The organism is Vulcanisaeta distributa JCM 11217 (assembly GCF_001316005.1).
GTDB lineage: Archaea > Thermoproteota > Thermoprotei > Thermoproteales > Thermocladiaceae > Vulcanisaeta > Vulcanisaeta distributa_B.
The window spans coordinates 109,351-129,469 of record NZ_BBBJ01000006.1; the positions used below are offsets into that span (position 1 = coordinate 109,351).

Sequence of the window (20,119 nt, forward strand, 5' to 3'; positions counted from 1 at the left end):
TGATTGGGCATGACGGCCGTTAGGGCAATTGGCCTCAGCATTGAGGAGACGGCTAGGTTACTGGTTCATGCTGGGTATAACGTCATCTTCGTTAATGAGTCAAAGATGCCAATCGGTATTGAGGAATACGCCAAGTACTATGACGAGCACATGACTGAGGACTTCATAAACGAGTACGTGAAGAAGGCATTGAGGAGGGCTAAGGGCATTGCACTGCTTGGCAACATCAACCCGTGGTTCCCCCCCGATAAGAGGCTCGTGATTATTGACGTGGATAACCCATGGACTTGGGATGATGTTAAGCAGAGACTGCCGCAGGAGCTGGCGAATAAGATTGAGGGCTCGTGGAAGTGGCTCACTGGTCCGAGGTGCCCAATTGACAGGGATAAGCACGGCATTAAATGCGATGGTGAGGTGTGCACGCATGAAATGGGTAATGAGCCACACTCATTCAAGCTGCCTGAGGCTAGGCGTGGCTTGGCTTACGCTGTTTTAGTTCCAGGCAACTGCGTTGGTCTTAGCGAGGGAACTAAGAAGTTGATGGGTGGAGACATCGAGCTCAGGCTCAGGGGGGGTTATGAACTCATTCCACCTAGCCTTCACCCAAGCGGCATTAACTACGAGTGGAGTAATCCAGCGATTGTAAATGGCTTGGTCGTGCCACCGAGTGAGTTGACTTGCGATGAGTGGAGGACGCTCCTAAACGCCCTGGGCTATGGAAAGGAGTCGAAGCAGCAGGAGGTTACTCAGCAAACTGGTGGCCTCGGCACTAGGAGGTGCCGTGAGGAGGTGATTATTCCAGAGGACAGGATTGCTCAGGCTGTGCAAATGTTCAAGGACGTCTATGTACCCAATTTCAGAGACCACATGCTCTTCGGCATCCTCGGCATGCTTTGGTGGAGGTGCGTCAGCTATGAATCGGCCAGGAAATTCGTTGACATGCTCACCACATGGGCCCAGCAGCAGTACCCAGATGAAAACGTCAAGAAGGACTACTACATTCTGGACTGGGTTTATGGCAGGGCAGGTGGTTCTGACGAGGATAAGCGCAGGTGGGGGGGTAAGCCAAAGTTTTACGAGCATTTAATCGAGCTTTTCAAGTCAAGGGGGGGCTTGAGTGAGGAGGAGGCCATTGCAAAGGCCGAGGCATTCATAGGTGAGTTATTGAATGCCCTGGGCATTAGCTCGGGTGTTAGGAGGCCGCTGGCGTGTGAGGGTGCCTCATTCACGGCGTGTCTGAAGAGAATCGTGAGGTACGACGGGAATGTGAGAGTCGACTGTAAGGTCAGCATTTGCGGAATCGAGAATGATGACCACATCGAGGTGAAGAAGGTTACGCACAATGAGGACTTCGACGTGGAGGAGATTCTTTGCACACTGCCGAAGACCATTGTGTGGTTCAACGAGAAGTTCACGGGTAACGCCTACATAGTCTTCGTTGATAAGCGTGGCAGGATTCACATAGTTGATGATGTTAATAACCTAGTTAATGAATTAAGGAATTCTGGCTACATAATCGAGAGGCTGAGTAATGAGGTTCAGCAGGCAATCGAGAAGATGATGATTAAGGAGGAGGGCTACCTAACCCCCCCTGGCATTACTGAGGATGGCGTCATAGACCCAACCCTCAGGCTGGCTGAATTGCTCGGGCTTGATAAGTCCAGGCTAAAGCCCCCCCTTGACCTCAATGACTACGGCATTGAGTCGTTAGCCGTGATTCACGACTTCATAATGAGCCACTACCCAGGCAATAATAAGTGGCGTGCCCTGGCCAACGTCGCCTTTGTCCTCGGGAAGATTGTCAGCCCGTACGTTAGGAAGTTCAATAGGACGTTCATAGACTCATTGATTTGGAACTATGGCCGTGGTGGTGAGGGTAAGACATCACTCGTGGAGTACATCATGATGCCACTCCTGGGCATCACGGATGAGTTCAACGAGATGTACTTCGTAGTACTTAAGGGTAGCGTGAGGACTTACCAGCAATTCCGCAATCTAATTAGCCTAAACAGGCTGCCTCTAATACTAGATGAGCAGACCGAGAAGGAGCTAACTAGCAATGAGGAGTTCATTATTGAGGCAACGATTGGCTTCGGCATTATCGGCGTCCACGCCGCTAGGTACGGCCCTGGAATCGGCGCATTCTTCAGGAGTAATAGGGGGGGCATCATAGTCTTCACAAATGTGCAATTCAGCAAATTCCTGAGGAAGGTTCAAGCCCGTGCCACTGAATTCGCCTTTGCCAGGCGTGTCGTAACGATTAATTGGGAACACGAGCCACTGAACGCTAGCACCGATGAGTTGATCGACCTAGCGAGTAGGGTCAAGCCGATATACGGGGGGGCAATAAACAGGGTGTGGCCTAAGTACAGGGATGAGCTCATTAAGTCCAGGGATATTTACGAGCTCTCGAAGAAGCTACTCCTGGCGCTAGGCAGGGAATACGCAATGGGTGATGAGGGGGCTGGGCAAAGTCATTGAGGATTACATAAAGGCCCTGGACTTTGTGCTTCAGGAGTACGAGGGTGAGAAGCCCCCCCAGTTATTGAGGAGTGATGAGGAGGAGTTTAGGGATGCAGCATATGAATTCGCCAGGGGCCTTGGCATTCAGATAAGGACGTGGATGGACGTGGTTGATGCATTGCTAAACAATCTATCGAGTGGCATCGAGCTTCATAATGCCAAGTACTCGAATGAGGTGATTGAGATACAGGACAGGGTGCTTAAGCTGCTTGGTGTTGGGCCGAATGAGGATTTTGTCAAGAGCCCCCCCAAGGTGCCTAACTCAATAGCCAGGGCTTTGCAGGAGGGTAAGGTCAAGGTCTACGTTAAGCCATACGCCTTAGGCGTAGTGCAGGAGGAAGGCGCAAGTGGTTGGGCAAGGAGGGCACGCCATACAAAGGCACTAGGTACTACGTCCTTGACCTGGACGAATTCATAAGAATCTTCTACGAAGCAACCGAGGAGTCCACGAAAGAGAGTGAGAAGCAGAAAGAGAGCTCTTAAATAAAGTAAAGAAATCATTTGATTTAAATAAAATAAAGCACGACTTTCTACCTTTCTACCGGTTCTACCAAGTTTCTCACTTACTCTAGTAACTAGTTAATTACGTATGCACGATTCACGCACAATTCAACCCCCCCTCACTTTCAGCCTCTAATAACCCCCCCACGTAGAGACAGAAGTATAGGGGGGGTTAGTGCAGAGTTCAGTAGAATCAGCAGAAAAGTAGAATCCCGTAGTACACTTGGCAAAGTTTAAGCCACGGAGTCTCACGTGAATACCGTGAGCCCCCCCGTGTACTTTTCACATAATAATTAATGCCGAGTGTAGGTTAAGTAGTTAGCGTTTTGTTTTTCAAGGTGCCCAGTGACTTGAGCTGCTAGCTACTCAGCCCCCCCCTTAAGAAAGGTGGTTTACGCACTTTTGCACAGCCTGAGCAAAGCAAAGCTCCTAAATACTGGCTAAGCCTATTGGGCATTGATGAAAATCACGTGCGATGACATTAAGGAGTTCATGAACAAGTACGTGGAGGTTCAACTCAAGCAGTACAAGGAGAGTGTTTGGGGGGGTAGGCTCATTGATTGTAACGGGCGATTCATAACGCTTGAGGACGCCCACAGGGGGGGATTGGGCGTTGGGCGAATGAGGAGGGTAATCATCAGGCTTGACTCGGTCACGTACATCGCCGAGTACGAGGAGCCACCTGAGGAGGAGGCACTCATTAAGGCGGTTCGAGGACTGAGGTGAATCAGTGAGGTGCCTCTCATAAACTAGTTTCTATTAATATGTGTTAGAAGTGCTGGGTGAGGAGACGCACTCAGCCTGACGGGTGATGAGTGCACCCCTACCGATACTAATCAATGAGCCCAATGAAAAACCACTGTTTACTGCCCAGCCCCAAGCATTGAGTCGAATCTATCCACGACACCCCTCCTAAGCTCCTCCTCAATCCACCTCAGCGCCTTCTCAGCGGCGCTCCTCAGTATCATGCATGAGGCTGGCTTAGAGGACTTGGCCCCAGCGAAGGCCACGCATATCCACCTAATGACCTCGGCAATGATTAGCTCGGGCCTCTCCGTGTCTATCGGCACTGTCCCATACTTGCGGATTGCGAACCTAACCACCCTCCTTATGGTCAGCGGTATAAAGCCACCCTTCACCGAGCTAATCTCATGCTGTAGGTAATCCCTAACCACGCGAATAGCCTCGAGCCTAAGGACCTCCCTGTCCCTTGGCATGCCCACCACCCTCAAGCCCAACCTCAGCCACCGCCCTCTGGACAAGCCTCTCGAGTAGGGGTATCAAGGCGAGTGAGCCCTCCAACTCCGCGTTTTGAAAGCCCCCCCGCACAAGGGCCTCCCTAACACTGCCCATCTTCAAGCCCCCCCAATGAATGCCCTCGCTACGTCGACTAACTTCTCAGCGTGCCTATTGATCACGGCCAAGTCAACAGCATCCCTTGACCCTTTGACATACCTAACCAGGGCCTTGAACAGGTTAAGCACCTCACCCTCTGGCTGCGCCACCAGGCAATGCAGTAGGTAGGGCTCTGCGAAACCCCCCCTGAGCAGGACCTCACCGGCTTGCCTCAGTGCCTGGGGCCTCGCTGACCTAGCATCAACCTCATTAATCAATGCGTAGAGCCTGAGCGCGTCAGCCACGTCGTTCGTCTCAAAGTAAACCAGGTTAGCCCATGCCTTCCTCCTGCCCTCCCTGCCGAGCCTTTTCATGGCAACTACCCACTTGGCGCCGAAAAGCACCAGGCTGCCTGGCCCGCCTTTGACGGGTGGCGTGTAATCGGTCAAGCCGATGACTGGGGTGAAGCCGCGCCTGATGAGGCTCGTTGCATAAGCGATGCCAGGCAGGTAAACCACCTCATCAAGGGGGGGTTGATTTCCTGGCAGGTAGAACGGCGAATACATCCTCAGGAGCTCCTCTGCGTTTATTACCTCGTGCCTCACTGACTTTATGGGGGGTTTCCGTTCAATCCCAGGCACTCCTCAATCACGTTATTAAGCCCGAATTGCTTATTTATTTGAGTGTCGACTCACCGAGAAAACCCCCCCTCGTGGAGGGGGGGGTTGGTTCCTACCCAATAGCCAGCCTGCCTCTTTCCCCCCCTATAATCAAAGTTTATTAAGTCATAATGAGGAGACGTGACTTGATTTTTAAGGTTGTGATCGATTAATTACTTCCCCCCCTAGGGCCTCGACTGCAGTATCTTGGTGACGAGGACGTCCCTAGCCACCGTGCTCGCCTTGCGGTAGCCAACCGTGTTTCTAACCCTGTCAGCAAACTCATCGCATATCATCGTTAGCGTGGGGGGGCCGAAGCCCAGGTTAATCGGTTCCCTACCCCCCCTCGAGCCACTGCATGTGGCTGTCTTATCAACGCACTTAACCCAGTTAATCCTGATCCCACTACACTCCTCAGCTACGTACTGACCAACCTCGCCCACGAGGGTTGCATTCCTCCTGATGTCCACGAAGACTTGGTTGAGTCCGGCTGCCGTGCCTATTACAATGCCTACGTAGCTTCTGAACGTGGTTAGTAGGCCCGTGAGTGTTTTCCAGATGCTGATGTCTCTGCTGCTTGCCCAGGCGCTTAGGTCGTCAAGGACAACGACTGGGTACTTGATCCCGCTTGGCTTGGCAGCCGCGATTAGGGCTATTAGTGAGTCCAGGTTGTTTATGAAGAGACCCTCATCAACGATTGCGTTGACACAGTCTTCAAGGGTCTCGAATGGCGGTGGCTCCCTACTGACCCAGTCGTACCTCCTCCAGAATTCCCTTGTCATGGGCCTGCAGGCGAAGAATAGGGCTGCCGTGGTCTTGCCAACCCCCTGCATGCTCGTTGAGAGTCTCCAAGGCACCAGGAGGGTGGTCCCAGTGAGTGCCCAATAGGTTATGTCCGGCCTCAACTCCTTAACGCTTTTGGACTTGGTTGTCGTGAGTAGTGGGTATGTCCAGGGAAAAGTCTCCAGCATGAAGGGTATTAGCCTGCCCGGCTCATTGGTCTTCTCATAAACAGCCCAAAGCCTGTGTAGGTTAACCGCCAGGTTGTAGCTGACGAGTGCTGTTATCCTTCCCCCCCAACCCATCATGTACGCAGCGATTAAGCAGTTAAATGAGATTCGGCGCTTAGTTCGATACTCAAATAAGTTTTGGATTGCCTTACTCGGTAATGAGTGGTAAGATTACAATGGGTGGTAGGCCCGTCACAAACATTAGTCAGAAGGAGCTTCTTCAGAAGCTCGCCCAGAGGCAGGCCCAGGCTAAGCCCGGCGAGGATGGCAAGAAGGAGAAAAGGCGTGGCTATAGGGACTCGTTTGATGATGATTACCTGAATAGGACTATAGTCATTACGATGGATGATGGCAAGGCCGTGACTGGTCAATTGATTGCCTACACAAAGTTCTGGCTTAAGGTCGTAACGACTGACGGCAAGCTTGTTTATATCAATAAGGGTTATGTCAAGACAATCGAGCCTCAACCTGAGGCTGGTGGTCAGCAATGAGCTTCACGTGTGAGGACATCAAGGACTTCATGAATAAGCTCGTTGAGGTTCGGTTGAGACGCTCGAGGTTCGGCATAATGGGCAGGCTCGTTGACTGCAACGAGAGATTCATAACGATTGTCAATGACGATCGCGAGTGCGAGGACGTCGACGTATGCATGAGGAAGGCGCTCGTCAGGCTTGACGAGATCGCGTATATCGCCGAGCTCGCGAGAAACCACACCGTAGATGAGGATGAGCTGGACATGGACTTGCTAGAGGAAGTCGGTTCGATGCGTCCGCGATAATAGTTTGTGACAGATTGATTGTCGAGAGACTTAGAAAGCCTAAGGAGGGTTCTTTGTCGATGATGTTGAAAATGCGGGTAACAAAAGTAAAGACTTAAGTGGAGCAAAGGGAGAGTGGGGGGGTGGTATGAAACCCCCCCCGTTATGGGGGGGATTACGGTAGTAATCACGACGGTCATGATCATCACCGCATTGGCTCTTGTTGTTCATGCTCAGTACGTGCCTCCGCCCTCTCCAAACATTGAGTTCGTTTACTGGTCTCTCTCCTTGAATTCCACTGGTTATGCGGCTGTTGGAGCGAGTGGTTGCGTGCCTAGTCAGCAGTACAGCCTCTACGTATTCACGCAGAGCCAGTACAATGCGTGGTACTCCGGTCACGCTGTAAATGCCGTTTACGCATCAACAATTGGCAGTACGGGTTCGCAATTAGTCATTTTACCCGCTGGTGACTACGTCGTTGTTGTCTACCCAGCTCCAAGCAATTACGAGACATGCCTAGAGCTGAGGTACGAAACAAGCCCATTCGGCATGGGTATTTCCTCAGCACCGAGTACGCCAATAACGACAAACGCAGTCATGGGGGGGTTCTTCAACATAACATCAATCTCGGGCTACAGCCTATACGCGAGCGAGTACAACATCCCAAGCGGCGCAGTCTCGCTCCAACTCAACGCCTGGCTAGTCGTGAGGCTCGCCGACGGCTCAACCCAGTACTTCTGGCTACAAAACACCATGAGCCTCCTCACGCAGAGTAATGAGTTTAACCTAGTGGTTAATGTTTGGAACTACACGACATACCCATCAACACCGAGCAACATAGTTGGCGGGGGGGGCTCCATACAAAACTCGACGGAGGGCTACGCGTACATATACATGACGCAGAACATGACTTACTCACTGCCGTTCTCCGGCTACCTAGTCATTGCAGTGGAGCAGGCAGGCAGCAACACGGTGAATGTCGGCTTCGGCTACGTCATTATCCAGAGCGGGAGTTACGAGCCCCCCCCACAGGTTGTTTGGTACGACAACGCCACAATAACGTTCAACGAACCCATTGAGGGCGCGGGCATTGAAATAAGCAACCAACTCACGCCAAGTGATTTACCGCTTAATGCGGAGTTCGTATTTGGTGGCTACTCAAGCGGTGTCCCCCCCGCGGTGTTTAACTCCCTAAGTGCGGAGTTGGCGCTTGTTTATTGGAGTGGCACATCCTGGCTGCCCCCCCACCCAATGACTACAGCTTTGCACTTACCACAGCCGAGTCAGCGACTGACCTACAGGTCAGCATGCCGGGCGCCTACGCAATTGTGAATGTGGGCACGCCGAACATCGGCTTGATCAACCCACAGCCGCAGATCCCGCTTTTGCCAATGACCTACGTCGAATTAAGTAACCCGGTGACTGGGGGTTAGCAGTGCGTTCTACGTGACTCAGCCGTACACCGTGAATTGCACGTCAATAATCAACGCCGGTTATGGGGTTAGGTACGTACTAACTGGGTACTACGTGAACGGTGAATTCACGACAACCCCCCCGCCAGTCATTGAGCCGGGCAGTTGGTTCGCGACTTACGCGGTCTCCCCCCCAACCTACCAAGTGCAGTACCTGGTCAGCATAGCGAGCCCACTCCCAATCACGGTGAATGGGGGGGTGCAGACCACCAACTACACGGGGGGGTGGGTCAACGCAGGCTCAACACTGAGTATTGAGGCTGGCAGGGTTATGATGAGCAACGGAACAATGCTTGTGCCGGGAATCAGCAATGAATCAATCACGGTGAATGCGCCAATGACCATGAGCATCACCTGGACACCATACTACCTAGTGAGCATTGCAAGCGTGCTGCCCATTTACGTGAATGGCAATGAGACCACGAACTACGTTGGTTGGGTGGCTAGGGGGGGCTCAACACTCCTTATTGAGGCTAACAGCGTGGTCTTGAGTAACGGCACCATGTTCAAGCCGTCAATCAGTAACGAGACGATTACCGTGAACTCACCCACATCGCTGAGCATCACCTGGACCACGTACTACCTAGTCACTGTGAGCAGTAACTACCCAGTCATTGTTAATGGCTCGTTAACGACGAGCTTCAGCGGTTACGTGAGGGCAGGCTCAAGCATTGGCATTGAGGCGAAGCCAATACCGGAGTACTGGGGGGGCTTAATCACACTCCGGCCAAACGCCACAGAGCTAGCCCTAACCATAGACAAGCCAACCACTGTCACAATAACCTACACACCAAACTACACAAACCTAGTAATTTTAATCATGGCGATTGCCGTAGCCACAGCAACAACACTACTCATTAAACGCAGGAAGTGAGCAACCGAAAACTAAACGAACCTATTAAATGAGTAAAGGCATGAGTGGGTCAGTAGTCATTAAACGGAAGGGGGGGCAGCATACATGGCTAAACAAATGACAAGTCCCGCCATCTAAAGATGGGGGGGGAGTAGAGGGATAATCATTATATAAGGAAAAGCAGTTACTAGGCGCGTGGCGTGGAGGAAAACAATTGGGATTGTCCTGCTCGTGCTCGGCGCGCTCTCTGTAATCGGTGCGATTCAAACCAGTCTAGAAATATTGTCGTTCGGCGTCATAAGCCCGGCGTGGTTGGGTTCATAGTCGGTGCTTGGTTACTACCGGCAATACTGCTTTACCTTGGGGGGGTTAGGTTCGTGAGGAGGAAGTGAGCTGCATGGGCAGGCTTAGAGGCCTAGTTTGGCTCTGGGCCAAGAGAATCACCGGTGCATTCCTCATAGCCTTCGCGGCAGCGAGCATCCTCAGCATCATCATAACCAGGGAATTGAGTGGGGTTGGGCTGGCGATCATCGCCATACTCATGCTTATTAAGTACGGCATCCGCCTACTCAGGAGTAAGGAAAGCAATGGGGGGGAGGAAGAAAAGGCGGGTTGATTTTGAGACTGCCCCCCCAGGGACGGGCGTCAAAATCAGAACCACCTTATTTCCTCCAGGAACCTCCCAATCGACGGCCTCGCTATTATAGCCCTGGAGCTCAGTGCCGGTGACGCCGCCGAAAATAACCCTATCCCTCCAGTACTCAATTGGTTAGTCGAAAACCATTGCAGGCGGAATTAACTGAATCAATGATTTATGTGAGTATCAAGCTCCCTCATGTACAGGTTAATTAAGTCCCTGAAGCTTGAGTTTAGGGTTACTACATCATCATGGACTGTGATTACGCCACTCTCCCTGAGCCTATCCAGGTATGCGTAGACGTTCTTACCGAATAGCCTCCTCAGTTCTTTGGTTTGAACGGTCTCCCTCCTAGCAATTAACACCAGGAGCACGTGCGTCAAGTTATACCCCCCCTGCCTACGCCTGGGCATCTGTGAAAGGCTGCAACTCGGTATTTATGACTAACTCTTATTAGCCATCATAGGTAGCGTAAAACATCGCTAGTTTATTTTATTTTGTCTGAAGACGTGGAGGGCTAACTAGTGTTAGGCACTCATCCAATCTGGCACCAGCAGTGGCGCAGGCAAAAACCATTTTATCTGAAGCACGGAGACCCACCGAGAAGCAATTCACTTGGTGCCAGGAGCCTTTTGTTTCACGAGTTGCCAAGCCCCTTGACGCTAAGCTGTGAAACAAAAGCTCCCTAATTGATTCACGGGAATCATTAAGTTCGATCTTAAAGATTGTGAACATGTTTTTGTTGTTAACGCGTTTTTCCGTAGGCGATTCATAAACTTTAATCCAAGTGGTGGTCATGATACGAGATACCCGGCATGTAATTGGAGGCGTTAATAACCTTGCCCAATTGCTAATATGCCACAGGTGGCGGACCGTTAATGAATTGCTAAGCTCATCATTTACAAAAGGGTCTATAGCGTTAAGCATTTAAAGTATGAGAATGGGGGGGTTCACCCACCCCCCCACGGCGGCGGCAAATGAGGGCCGCCCGCGTGGGGGGTCCCCCCCCACTGCCTGTTCATTATTTAGCTCATAATACGTGCTTAAAAAGCTATCTCTTATGGATAGGTTGTTGAGTATTAGTCTCATGGTTCCGCCATTAATTCAATAAGTAATTAATAATTTTTTATTATTGAGTGGGGGGGTTCGTGCATATTAATGTGTTTAATGATTTTCATTGATGAGTCGGGGGGGAAGCCTAATGAGCTTGGGAGGGGGGGTCCTTTCGTCATCGCCTCTGTGGCGATTGATGAATTAAGTGCTTGTGATGCTAGAAATAGGGTTAGGGAGTTCGTGGGTTCCGTTTCGCGGGGGGGGCTTGGCATTAGTATTAGTGAGATTCACGCGAGTGACTTAGTCGGTTACTCCAGTGAGTGGAGGAGGAAGAGGGTTGACATATCTAGGAGGGTTCAAGTCTTCAATGACTTTGCCCAATTGATTTCTGGCCTGAATATACTGTTGAATATAGTTGTTGTGAGGGCCTTGGGGAACGTGGTTGTGAGGAATCCAGGTGGTGTGATGAGGGTTGCAATCACAAACCTTGTTGAGCGTGTGTTTATGTCGAAGCCGTGGTTCCCCCCCAATTGTTCCAGGGCGACTTTAATATTTGACTCCCAATCCCCCCCAAGGGAGAATAGCCGGGTTAAGATGGATGTTGGGTATGCCATTAGGAAATCCCGTGCCAAGCCAACGTTTAAGTTATCCGTGGTATTCAGGGATTCGAGGGATGAACCTCTCATTCAAGTGGCTGATTACGTTGCGTATGTGGTGAGGAAGGTGTACATGGGGGGGCATACTCAATATAGGTCATTCAACTTCCAGCACGCATTTCAACTGCTTGAGGGCAAGATAAGGAGGTGCCCAGGCAAAAACACGTACATGGGCTGCGGACTTAAGGAATGGGTCATAAAATGACCCGCTAAATGATTCACGGCCTTCATTAAGTTCAGCCCTAAAGATTGTGAGTGCCTTTTGATTGTCGAGATTCCTTGACGACTCTCTCGTTGTATTACCCCCCCTCACTACTCATCGCATTACTCATGTAATTCACTTTAAAATCGGGTGGTTACGTGTATTAAGTACTGCCGGTGTAATCACCCTCGTACGTTAACTATGATTAGCAATGCTTTAATGTTGTTCCTATCTTTACTAATTTAATGGGTGTTTTTGATTCATTTGTTGATTGCCTCAGTAATTGTGAGGGTTTGTACCCTGTTGGCTCGGGTAGGGATAGGTGCTATGAGATTTGCCTCAGCAAGGCCGAGAGATTAATCGAACTAGGCACCAAGGATGGTAGTATTTCGAGGGATGAGGCCGAGAGACTGAGGAGCCTACTAAGCACGTGCAAATCAAGCATCGGCAAGGTTGAGGGGGGGTTGAGGGAGTACTGCGTTAGAAAGAATGAGGAGTTGATTAGGGCGTTATCACGTTCGAGCGAGGTTGTGGAGGCGCCGCCTGCCCAATCAAGTGTGGCTGAGGAGCAGTTACCGAGTAAGTTGGTTGATTGCTATCAGTACTGCGTTAAGTATCATGGTGATGACCTAGCCGCGCTGCAGAGTTGTAGGTCTATGTGTGATGCCATGTGGAAGTCCGGCATTCAAGTTGGTACTGAGCAATTCTCGAATTGCTTCCCACAGGGAATTCTGGAGCTTGGTGAATTCGAGGCGAGGTATAGGAGGGCCGGTAGGATTGGGCTTGATGATTGGCAGATTGTCGCCCACGTCTCGTTCATCATAAACAAGATGCTTGAGGAGGGCAGGCAAAACAAGTGCCCAGACCCGGAGGAGATGATAGTTAGGATAGTGACCAGTAAATTGGACGAGATGGGCATAGACAGGTACTCAGTGAGGAAGGCGCACCTACACGGAATGCCCAAGGAGGTAAGACAATTAATCATGGAGATATTCCCAAATGTTGAAGAAATAAGGAGACCGTCAATTGATGAAATAGCGAAGTACTACGAAGCATCGCAAAAACGAGCTACGGACATACCCAGCGGGCCCAGAGCCATTATTCCTCCAGGGTATGAGAAGTACCTATCCGAGAATAACGACCAGGGAATACCGCCAGAGCCCCCCCAGAGACCCCCCCCGGAACCTCCAAATCTCTCTGAACACCCTAATAATGAACGAAAGCCTGAAGCAAGTGGTAATGAGTGCGTTGAGCCAGATTACTCATACATAGGTAATGTATTAATGGGCTTGATCATCAATTACATAATCTTTGTATCACCAGCTGCCTATTTCGCCTATTTGGCATACATCAAGTACGTCACCTCTGTATATGCTTTCGCTCTCTCCATGTTTTTCTCCGCACTATTCTTTGCAACAGCATTAGGTCTTATACTAGGCGTTGAATATGCTAATTGGAGAGCGAGACGTCTTCGCTTTATTTCTTCTCTTAATGCAGAAACAGGATGTTTACGCGTCATACCCCCCCTTGGTTTGAGCACATTGAGAGTTTATTTGCACCATTCTTTGCAGCGGCCTTCATTAATCCGGTGGTTGAGTACATTGTGTATAAAATGCTTAAATCAGGACCGATCACGCTTAATCCAGAGACTGTTACGTTGTACGAATCCATGGTGGCATTCTTCGTAATCATAATTTTAATACTCATACTTAATACTCTCATTGACTGGAGTGATTGGCGCAGAAGACGCTTATTGGCTCCACCTCGTTGAGCCAATAATAATACTTAGGCAGAACATTACTCATGAGAAGTAATCCATTTATTATCCTGCCAACACCATTATCTAGCTTAGGCAAACTTACCCAGCCATGGGCAGTACTGGAGTGGTGGGGTATCCTCATTAGCTCTATACTCATTAACAATAACAATGGCTAACATAATTGGGGTCAATAATAATGGATTAAGCCGTTGATTAAATATTTTGAAACACGATGATTACAAACCCAGCAATGCTTTAAAGGGGAGGTGCGTTGTTCATATTGATGTCTTTTATTGATTATTCTCCGATTCATGAACTCCCCCCCATTCCTATTACTTGTTTTCTTACCGGTGATTAGGTATGGGTGGTTCAAGTGATTTAGATAGACGCGTTGAGTGTTATCGGGATTGTGTTAAGTATCATGGTGATGATAAGGCGTCATTGCAAACGTGCTATTCCATCTGCGATGCACTATGGAAACCTGAGCTGCAGTTTACCGATTTAGAGGCGTTTGAGAAGTGCTTTCCACATGGGATGCTCGAGCTTAAGGAATTCATGGCAAAGTACCGAAGAATTGGCAAGATAGGCTTTGAAGACTGGCAAATAGTGTCTCAAGTTTCAAGTGCTATTCATAAAATGCTTGAGGAGGGTAAGCAGAATAAATGCCCTAATCTGTACGAGAGCATCATTAGGGTTGTAGTGAGCGTACTAAATAGTCTTGGGATAAATAGGGTTGAAATAAAGACTGCATACGCACATCACCTAACAACTGAGGAGAAGGCAATACTATCAGTCATATTTCCAAGCCTAAACCTGGGGGGGGTTTCACCAATACCATTGCCGGAATCACCAGGTAAGGATATGACGCAAAGTACCTCCGCACCAACTACCTCGGTACCTCAGGAATCACAATCAACGCAGTCTGCGCAGACACAGGCGCAAAGGCCATTGGAGCAAACCAGTAGGCAGATATCCCTTGATGAGGCTTTGATTAAGGCCGTGAATGACTGCATGGCAAATAAGGAATGCGCCAATAACACCTCTAAGATTAGGGAGTTACAGAACACTATAAACACGTTAATTAAGCTTGGGGGGGCCAATATAAATACCAGGGATTTCAGGGGGTGGACACCGCTTCATTACGCAGTTTCACTTGGTAATTTAGAGCTTGTTGAGTTCTTGGTTGAGCATGGTGCCAATATTAATGCTAAGGATATTAATGGAGTTACGCCATTACATATTGCGGCAAAGAATGGGCACTTTAGTATTGTGAAGTTCTTGGTTAAGCATGGTGCGTTGATTGATGTAGTGGATATTTATGGTAAGACCCCCATTGACTATGCAAGAGAAGGAGGTCATAAGTCCATTGTCAAATACTTAACGAATAAATTAATGAATAAACCACCAATTGGGTTATTCACGGCAGGCATTATCGGTGGTATTGCCTTATCAATACTATTGATGTACCCGCCAGCATACCTATCCTCGGAGCTATATCTAATAGCCATACAAAATTCATCACCTGCCTTCGCCGCCTTAGCATCCTCAATTATAATACTACCATTAATGAGCGTAGTACTGTTATTCCTCGGATATGTTAGGTGGCTTGGCAGGCGTTATAACGTGTTGAGCCAATCAATATTATCTACATTAAGTGAAGTTATGGAGAGGGTTGCTATCTCAATAATAATTTCAGGCATTATTGAGTTAATGATTATATATTTACTCATGGGACTCTCATTAAGTACTGCATATTTCGTATCAATATTTATAGGGATAGTAATACTCACGAGCATGCTCCTCATAAAAACGAAATGAGTAGGTCACCGGCAAAGTAGGCACGGTGCGTGCCTCAAGTACCACTGCTTAAGCTCCTCATTAGGCCTGGGCTTTTAGGCTGTGAGTGTCGGTCTTATTACTCGGTCTCGCCCTCCACCCCCCCCTTTAGCACTGGCTTTCTGGCCAGTAGTACTCCCCCCCTACCAAGCTTAATGTTTATTTCCTGGCCCATGTCCGGTGGTGTGAGTAGTTCCTCTGTCTTAACGACATTCGTTATGAAGGACTCGTAGAGCCTCCACAGAAGCTCCTCCTCACGGCCTGCGGCAGCCCTAACCCTGATCCCAAGCTCCACCAAGTCATTGATTGTTATTGCGGCACTGTGCTGCTTATAGCCCGTGAACCTCCTTGCAACCTCAAGGGCCTTACTAGAATCACCCCCCCTGAGCATCCTAGCCGTTAAGACCCTAACCATTAAGTCTATGTTGTGCTCGAGAGCCCTTGCGTAATCCCCAATCTCAATTATTGGGGGGGCCTATCGAGGATCTCGGAAACAACCTTATTCGGCAAATCACCAACCCTCAATGCCTCGAGAACCCTATTGAAGGACTCAATCACCGACTGAATGGGCACGAATGTCTTACCCCCCCTCGGGTAGTATATCACTGGTCTATCGGCCCAAGCTCGGCGATTGGCATCATCGCCAACTCATCACCGGCCAGGGCGAGTATTGATGCCGCACTCTTGGCAAGCCTAAGCACGTAAATGATTAATTTACCACTGACAATACCCTGAAGGTGCCTAGCCAGTAGGTATGCCTCATCAATATTGCCACCGGCTGAGTTGAGCACCACGGCCAAGTCCTTAAAACCACCCAATCCCCTAATCACCGAGTAAACGGTGTCGACAACTGTGTGATCTATGAACCTGTATGGGGGGGACATGATTATTGGTAGGACGGGCATGCCAACCAAGCCCTCAAACTCATTGATTATGCCCAAGGCATCATCAACAAACCTCCTAAACACGTAAGGAACACCCTCACCAGAGGAATCAACAAGCATTAAAACGAAAATAGTGAGGTGGGAAATAAAACATACTAACCAAACGCGGGTAATGATCACCGCACCACGTCAATAAACCTTAAATTGGGTTTTGCCATGACTTTTTAATGCAGGTGGGTCCTGCATCTTCATGGCCTCCCGCTAATTGTAATTTCTTGAGTGGTGGGGGGGTTTCTTGGTTTAGGGTTCGTGATTCCACGGCTGAGGTTGAGCAATTGGTTGGTGGTACTAGGGGGGGTACTGACTATGTGTATGTTGAGGATGAGTCCGGCCTTCTAACCAATGTTAAGTACCTGCGTGGGGGGGCTAGGATCATTAGTAGGCGTGAGTGGGGGGGTAGGGACCGCACTGAGGAGGTTTACGAGGTCCCACTGGACGTTATTGGTGATAGGCTTATCATGAGGATATCCTTCTCAAACAGCGGTTATACAAATGCAACGCTGTGTAGGCTTAGCGGAAAATCCATTGAGTGCTACTCATGCCCCGTTGAGAGAATCACCCGTGAGTACGCGGGTAGGTTTAGGATTCTCGGTGATGAGAGGGCCTACGTCGATCTTTACATGAGGTTTGTACCGACTTTCGTGAGTGAGGTTTTGAATGTGATGAGGGTCTGGGGGGGCTAAGAACATTGTCTTTGGCGGTCATGAGGCTAGGCTTAGGGAGGCCTTTGAGGACCCATACCTATCGCTATTCGCATCAATGGCTCTAGACACGGCTGGGGGGGTAGGGCCCAATCCATCCAGAACACATTGGCTCACGTCACCGAGCTTTGGGTTCTCTCCAAGATTGTTGAGCTGTCGATGGTGAGACGATACGCCGTGATTACTGGTACATTGAGTTCACCATGAACAACCCATTCGCCTTCATTAGGTCTAGAACTTTTAATAGGGAGTTCACGATTTACTACCAACCATCAATATACCCACACATAACCTCAGCATTTACCGGCGGTGGTAGGCTCCACTTAATACCCGACATCGTGGTTTTCGAGGGCGTTGTTGATGAATTCCTCAATTGGGGGGGTGGTTTGCATAGGCTGATTGATGGTGGTAGGAGCCCACTGCTCATTGTTGAGGTTAAGACTGGTGTTGAGCTCTGAGTGGGGTGGGCCTGACTACGTGGTTGAGCAGTTGAGGCATTACAGGGAGTTCCTAAAGCCGAAGCACATGGCCCTCGCAGTACTGACGAGGCCAACCACGCAATGCCAATGACGGAACTAAGGCAGTTGGGTGTTGAGGTATTCCAGGAATTAACAAGGCAGGAGACGCAGCAACAACTCAAAAACTACATAACAAACGCACTAAGCAAGTAAGGAACACAACGCAAAATCAAGAACAAAGCAAACACGGCGCGTGCTTCAAATACCACCACCCTAATTCCTTCATTTTTAACTCAGTATTGATTACTCACTTATGATGAGTTATTCAGGCTGTGACCTGCAGTACCTAGGGCACAAAATAAGTCATTAAGTGTCAACACTTGACGGTATCCTCAAACCTATCTGCCTAAAAGCGCCATTATAAGCCTAATTAAAATCCCAATTAGTACTACGAATAATAGTATTATGAATATTGTAAAGAATATGAAGAATATCGTAGTAATCCACGGCAGAGCGGCTTGTGCCCAGTTCGGTATTAGGCTTGCTATGCCTGCTTGGTGTTGTGTGTCCAGTTGTTGGGCTGTCGTTGCCATTGCGATGAGTATTGCCGCCATCATTGCCATGAATAGTATTACCTGGAGCTGGTAGGCCCTGATACCCCCCCTACCCACTACGCCCTCGAAGCGTGCCCTGGTCCTGCTTATGATTGGGTAGGCCGCCTCGGTTTCGTATGGAGCGTTTACACGGGTGCATCTACGCTCTATCTCTTCAATGCATTCCGCCCTCTCTATCTGGAAGTACCTAATCTTTATTGATAATGCCATCATCGTAATTGCAAATATTAATAGAATGAATAGTAGCCCTAACTTCAGCATTATCGTTCCTGGACCTAGACCTGTTAAGTAATAGTAAATCAGCGTTAATACAACACCAACAACCGTCGCAGTGCCGAAGGGTATCTGCCAAAGAAGATTATCGTAATGCCTCCAATCCCCAACCAACCTCTCATAAGCCCGCCTACTAAACTCATCATTACAGTTAAAGGACTCATCAATGCAAAGCCCCCCGCCTCTCACCCACGAGATGAGAAGCCCTTAGCTTAACTTAAAGAAGTTGCGCATTAAGGGCCTGAGCACGGCGCACAATACGGAGTAATTAAGCCTTTATCTTCAAGGGTGAAAGTCTTTATCAATTCATTGGCAGAGTAGGCATGGTGCGTGTTTTAGGTACCACTGCCTGAGTTCATCGTGTCTTGGTGACCAGTAGTGCTCGATGAGGACTCGATACTCTGAAGGCGGAGCCTACCTTGTAAGGTATTGACAATGCTCTCTGGTACTCCTCTGCTAATCATCCAGGTCGCGAAGAACTTACGCAACTCATAAAGCTCGAATTCCCTGCCAAGCACTGCCCGGGCAGCCTCCTTAATCTCATGCCTAAGTCTTTCCCTTTCGTATGGTATGAACCTGTTCCTGAACCCCCCCTCGACGTAGGGTTTTGCCCAGTCCACGTTTTCCATGGCCTTTGAAACCCTTGCAACAAACTCCTCGCGCCTGGGTAGGTACTGGCTCTTAATGAATTCGAGGGTTTCTGGCCTTAGGAAAGCCACGAAAGCCCTCTTAGTCTCACCGAGTTTGCCAATCCTGAGCATGCCGTGCTCAAGGTCAACGTCATCCATGGTGATTAGGAACGGCTCACCAGGCCTCAAGCCGGTCTCCGCGAGGATCAGGAAGTATACCTTGGCCTCAACGCTCTCGATTTTCGAGAGTATTTGCCTAAGCTCGTTGATGGTCGGCAGTTTACCGTTATTGCCTGGCTTAGTCCTGATAGTCCTAAAACTATTGTATAGAATGCCGAATAGCCCCCCCGGGTCCCTGGGCTGCAGCACATTCTTCAGGAAGGACTTTAGGCTAGCGGCGATGTGCCTAGCCACGTTCGGGCCCTCATCCTCAATGACCTCAGCCAGGTAGTCCCTAATGCCCTCGGGACTCAGTGTCCAGTCCAGGTCAGCCAGTGCGCGCCTGATGTACCTAAGTCTCATGCTCACCGTCTCCCTGGAGGCATTCCTAAGCCTCAAGGCCTTGAGGTAAGCCTCGATGTCCTCATTCGTGACATGCCAAACCCTACCAAGGCTCTGAACATAATCGCCCAAGTACCTGGAGAGCAATGCCAGGAATTGCTCACGGAACTCGGGGGGGTCCTCCCTAGCCGTTATAATGACCCTAAGGGCATCACTAAGAGTTGCCCTCTTCTCAGGCACCCAGCCTTTCAATAATGCTTGTAATTCCTCTGGCGTTAGGAACCTGAGCATTGTGCAAAGGAGTTCATCACTGACCCTGCGCTTGCCGTTTCTGATCATGCTGATGTAGTTAGGCGTTACATTGAGGTCACGGGGGGGCTTAACTCCTTTGTTACTAATTAAGTAGTTGAGGATTAGCAGGCGTTGGTCGTTGCTTATCTCCTCAATGGCTATTAACGAGCAATCAACCATGCTTGCCCAAGTGATGCATCACCCAGGCACGTATATAAGCCTTATGTAACCGGTCACCGATTGAAATGTAACCGACCACGGCAATGATCTGCGTAGGATTGAACGCAGACTGGGGGGGGCCGGGGGGGGCCGGGATTTGAACCCGGGTTCACGGGCTCCACAGGCCCGCAGGTTAATTGCCCGAGACTGGGTCTCCCCCCCAGTCTCGCCAGACTACCCTACCCCCCCGGCAATGGTATTCTTGCTATTTATGCTTTTAAGTTTTTGTCCTTAGT

At 49.5% G+C, this 20,119-nt stretch carries 25 protein-coding genes and 1 tRNA gene; 14 read left to right on the top strand and 12 right to left on the bottom strand.

Going from position 1 to position 20,119, the window contains the following annotated elements; translation table 11 throughout:
- Positions 1 to 9: 9 nt before the first annotated feature.
- The 3 genes from JCM11217_RS07690 (at position 10) to JCM11217_RS07700 (ending at position 3,750) form a co-directional block, all read left to right on the top strand.
- The gene (locus JCM11217_RS07690; protein WP_054842561.1) at positions 10 to 2,481 is read left to right on the top strand and encodes a bifunctional DNA primase/polymerase; all 2,472 of its coding nucleotides are present in this window, start codon (positions 10 to 12) and stop codon (positions 2,479 to 2,481) included.
- Positions 2,456 to 2,941 (top strand): hypothetical protein, encoded by a 486-nt coding sequence (locus JCM11217_RS07695; protein WP_054842562.1) that lies wholly within the window; start codon positions 2,456 to 2,458, stop codon positions 2,939 to 2,941. The genes JCM11217_RS07690 and JCM11217_RS07695 overlap by 26 nt, the downstream gene beginning before the upstream one ends.
- Before the next feature lie 542 nt (positions 2,942 to 3,483).
- The gene (locus JCM11217_RS07700; protein WP_054842563.1) at positions 3,484 to 3,750 is read left to right on the top strand and encodes a hypothetical protein; all 267 of its coding nucleotides are present in this window, start codon (positions 3,484 to 3,486) and stop codon (positions 3,748 to 3,750) included.
- Positions 3,751 to 3,887: 137 nt separating this feature from the next.
- Here the strand turns inward: JCM11217_RS07700 and JCM11217_RS07705 are convergent, their stop codons facing one another.
- The 4 genes from JCM11217_RS07705 to JCM11217_RS07715 form a co-directional block, all read right to left on the bottom strand.
- Positions 3,888 to 4,241: a hypothetical protein gene (locus JCM11217_RS07705; protein ID WP_054842564.1), complete on the bottom strand. Its 354-nt coding sequence runs from the start codon at positions 4,239 to 4,241 to the stop codon at positions 3,888 to 3,890.
- Positions 4,216 to 4,383 (bottom strand): hypothetical protein, encoded by a 168-nt coding sequence (locus tag JCM11217_RS15195; RefSeq protein ID WP_243678746.1) that lies wholly within the window; start codon positions 4,381 to 4,383, stop codon positions 4,216 to 4,218. Before JCM11217_RS15195 ends, JCM11217_RS07705 begins: the two co-directional genes overlap by 26 nt.
- A complete protein-coding gene (locus JCM11217_RS07710) occupies positions 4,380 to 4,964 on the bottom strand; it encodes a hypothetical protein (RefSeq protein WP_243678747.1) in 585 nt (194 codons plus the stop codon). The genes JCM11217_RS15195 and JCM11217_RS07710 overlap by 4 nt, the downstream gene beginning before the upstream one ends.
- Before the next feature lie 239 nt (positions 4,965 to 5,203).
- Positions 5,204 to 6,106 carry a hypothetical protein gene (locus tag JCM11217_RS07715; RefSeq protein WP_054842566.1) on the bottom strand — a complete coding sequence of 301 codons (903 nt, stop codon included), beginning with the start codon at positions 6,104 to 6,106 and terminating at the stop codon, positions 5,204 to 5,206.
- Positions 6,107 to 6,186: 80 nt separating this feature from the next.
- Here JCM11217_RS07715 and JCM11217_RS07720 point away from each other — a divergent pair, with 80 nt between their 5' ends.
- The 6 genes from JCM11217_RS07720 (at position 6,187) to JCM11217_RS07740 (ending at position 9,726) form a co-directional block, all read left to right on the top strand.
- Positions 6,187 to 6,519, top strand: a complete 333-nt coding sequence (locus JCM11217_RS07720) for a hypothetical protein (RefSeq protein ID WP_054842567.1) — start codon at positions 6,187 to 6,189, stop codon at positions 6,517 to 6,519.
- Complete coding sequence (locus JCM11217_RS07725; RefSeq protein ID WP_054842568.1) at positions 6,516 to 6,806, top strand: hypothetical protein; 291 nt, start codon at positions 6,516 to 6,518, stop codon at positions 6,804 to 6,806. Before JCM11217_RS07720 ends, JCM11217_RS07725 begins: the two co-directional genes overlap by 4 nt.
- Positions 6,807 to 6,920: 114 nt before the next feature.
- Entirely contained in the window at positions 6,921 to 8,117 is a 1,197-nt protein-coding gene (locus JCM11217_RS07730; protein ID WP_054842569.1) for a thermopsin family protease, read from the top strand.
- A gap of 114 nt (positions 8,118 to 8,231) precedes the next feature.
- Positions 8,232 to 9,131, top strand: a complete 900-nt coding sequence (locus JCM11217_RS07735) for a hypothetical protein (RefSeq protein WP_054842570.1) — start codon at positions 8,232 to 8,234, stop codon at positions 9,129 to 9,131.
- 179 nt (positions 9,132 to 9,310) lie between these two features.
- Positions 9,311 to 9,502, top strand: a complete 192-nt coding sequence (locus tag JCM11217_RS15200; RefSeq protein WP_243678748.1) for a hypothetical protein — start codon at positions 9,311 to 9,313, stop codon at positions 9,500 to 9,502.
- Positions 9,499 to 9,726 carry a hypothetical protein gene (locus JCM11217_RS07740; RefSeq protein WP_243678749.1) on the top strand — a complete coding sequence of 76 codons (228 nt, stop codon included), beginning with the start codon at positions 9,499 to 9,501 and terminating at the stop codon, positions 9,724 to 9,726. The genes JCM11217_RS15200 and JCM11217_RS07740 overlap by 4 nt, the downstream gene beginning before the upstream one ends.
- A 188-nt stretch (positions 9,727 to 9,914) precedes the next feature.
- Here JCM11217_RS07740 and JCM11217_RS07745 read toward each other — a convergent pair whose 3' ends face one another.
- The gene (locus JCM11217_RS07745; RefSeq protein WP_054842572.1) at positions 9,915 to 10,160 is read right to left on the bottom strand and encodes a hypothetical protein; all 246 of its coding nucleotides are present in this window, start codon (positions 10,158 to 10,160) and stop codon (positions 9,915 to 9,917) included.
- Between the two features lie 745 nt (positions 10,161 to 10,905).
- Between JCM11217_RS07745 and JCM11217_RS07755 the strand changes: the two genes are divergently transcribed.
- A complete protein-coding gene (locus tag JCM11217_RS07755) occupies positions 10,906 to 11,661 on the top strand; it encodes a DUF3800 domain-containing protein (protein ID WP_243678750.1) in 756 nt (251 codons plus the stop codon).
- A 242-nt stretch (positions 11,662 to 11,903) separates the two neighbouring features.
- Entirely contained in the window at positions 11,904 to 13,346 is a 1,443-nt protein-coding gene (locus JCM11217_RS07760) for a hypothetical protein (RefSeq protein ID WP_054842575.1), read from the top strand.
- A gap of 30 nt (positions 13,347 to 13,376) precedes the next feature.
- Here JCM11217_RS07760 and JCM11217_RS15205 read toward each other — a convergent pair whose 3' ends face one another.
- Entirely contained in the window at positions 13,377 to 13,514 is a 138-nt protein-coding gene (locus JCM11217_RS15205) for a hypothetical protein (protein WP_243678751.1), read from the bottom strand.
- Between the two features lie 263 nt (positions 13,515 to 13,777).
- Here JCM11217_RS15205 and JCM11217_RS07765 point away from each other — a divergent pair, with 263 nt between their 5' ends.
- A complete protein-coding gene (locus JCM11217_RS07765) occupies positions 13,778 to 15,235 on the top strand; it encodes an ankyrin repeat domain-containing protein (protein WP_054842576.1) in 1,458 nt (485 codons plus the stop codon).
- A 97-nt stretch (positions 15,236 to 15,332) separates the two neighbouring features.
- Here the strand turns inward: JCM11217_RS07765 and JCM11217_RS07770 are convergent, their stop codons facing one another.
- The 3 genes from JCM11217_RS07770 to JCM11217_RS07775 are packed head-to-tail and all read right to left on the bottom strand — an operon-like array spanning position 15,333 to position 16,257.
- Positions 15,333 to 15,668, bottom strand: a complete 336-nt coding sequence (locus JCM11217_RS07770) for a hypothetical protein (RefSeq protein ID WP_054842577.1) — start codon at positions 15,666 to 15,668, stop codon at positions 15,333 to 15,335.
- Between the two features lie 47 nt (positions 15,669 to 15,715).
- Entirely contained in the window at positions 15,716 to 15,859 is a 144-nt protein-coding gene (locus JCM11217_RS15210) for a hypothetical protein (protein WP_243678752.1), read from the bottom strand.
- Entirely contained in the window at positions 15,856 to 16,257 is a 402-nt protein-coding gene (locus JCM11217_RS07775; RefSeq protein WP_054842578.1) for an ATP-dependent Clp protease proteolytic subunit, read from the bottom strand. Before JCM11217_RS07775 ends, JCM11217_RS15210 begins: the two co-directional genes overlap by 4 nt.
- Before the next feature lie 107 nt (positions 16,258 to 16,364).
- Here JCM11217_RS07775 and JCM11217_RS07780 point away from each other — a divergent pair, with 107 nt between their 5' ends.
- Both JCM11217_RS07780 and JCM11217_RS07785 read left to right on the top strand, forming a co-directional pair.
- Positions 16,365 to 16,880 carry a hypothetical protein gene (locus JCM11217_RS07780; protein ID WP_054842579.1) on the top strand — a complete coding sequence of 172 codons (516 nt, stop codon included), beginning with the start codon at positions 16,365 to 16,367 and terminating at the stop codon, positions 16,878 to 16,880.
- Positions 16,881 to 17,101: 221 nt separating this feature from the next.
- On the top strand, positions 17,102 to 17,356 hold the full coding sequence (locus JCM11217_RS07785) for a hypothetical protein (protein WP_054842580.1): 255 nt from the start codon (positions 17,102 to 17,104) through the stop codon (positions 17,354 to 17,356).
- Positions 17,357 to 17,754: 398 nt separating this feature from the next.
- Here the strand turns inward: JCM11217_RS07785 and JCM11217_RS07790 are convergent, their stop codons facing one another.
- The 3 genes from JCM11217_RS07790 to JCM11217_RS07800 all read right to left on the bottom strand — a co-directional run bounded on the left by JCM11217_RS07790 (position 17,755) and on the right by JCM11217_RS07800 (position 20,072).
- A complete protein-coding gene (locus JCM11217_RS07790) occupies positions 17,755 to 18,432 on the bottom strand; it encodes a hypothetical protein (protein ID WP_054842581.1) in 678 nt (225 codons plus the stop codon).
- Positions 18,433 to 18,578: 146 nt separating this feature from the next.
- Positions 18,579 to 19,844, bottom strand: coding sequence for a site-specific integrase (locus JCM11217_RS07795; protein ID WP_054842582.1), 1,266 nt, complete (start codon positions 19,842 to 19,844; stop codon positions 18,579 to 18,581).
- A gap of 121 nt (positions 19,845 to 19,965) precedes the next feature.
- Positions 19,966 to 20,072 (bottom strand) — tRNA-His (locus JCM11217_RS07800).
- Positions 20,073 to 20,119 lie beyond the last annotated feature (47 nt).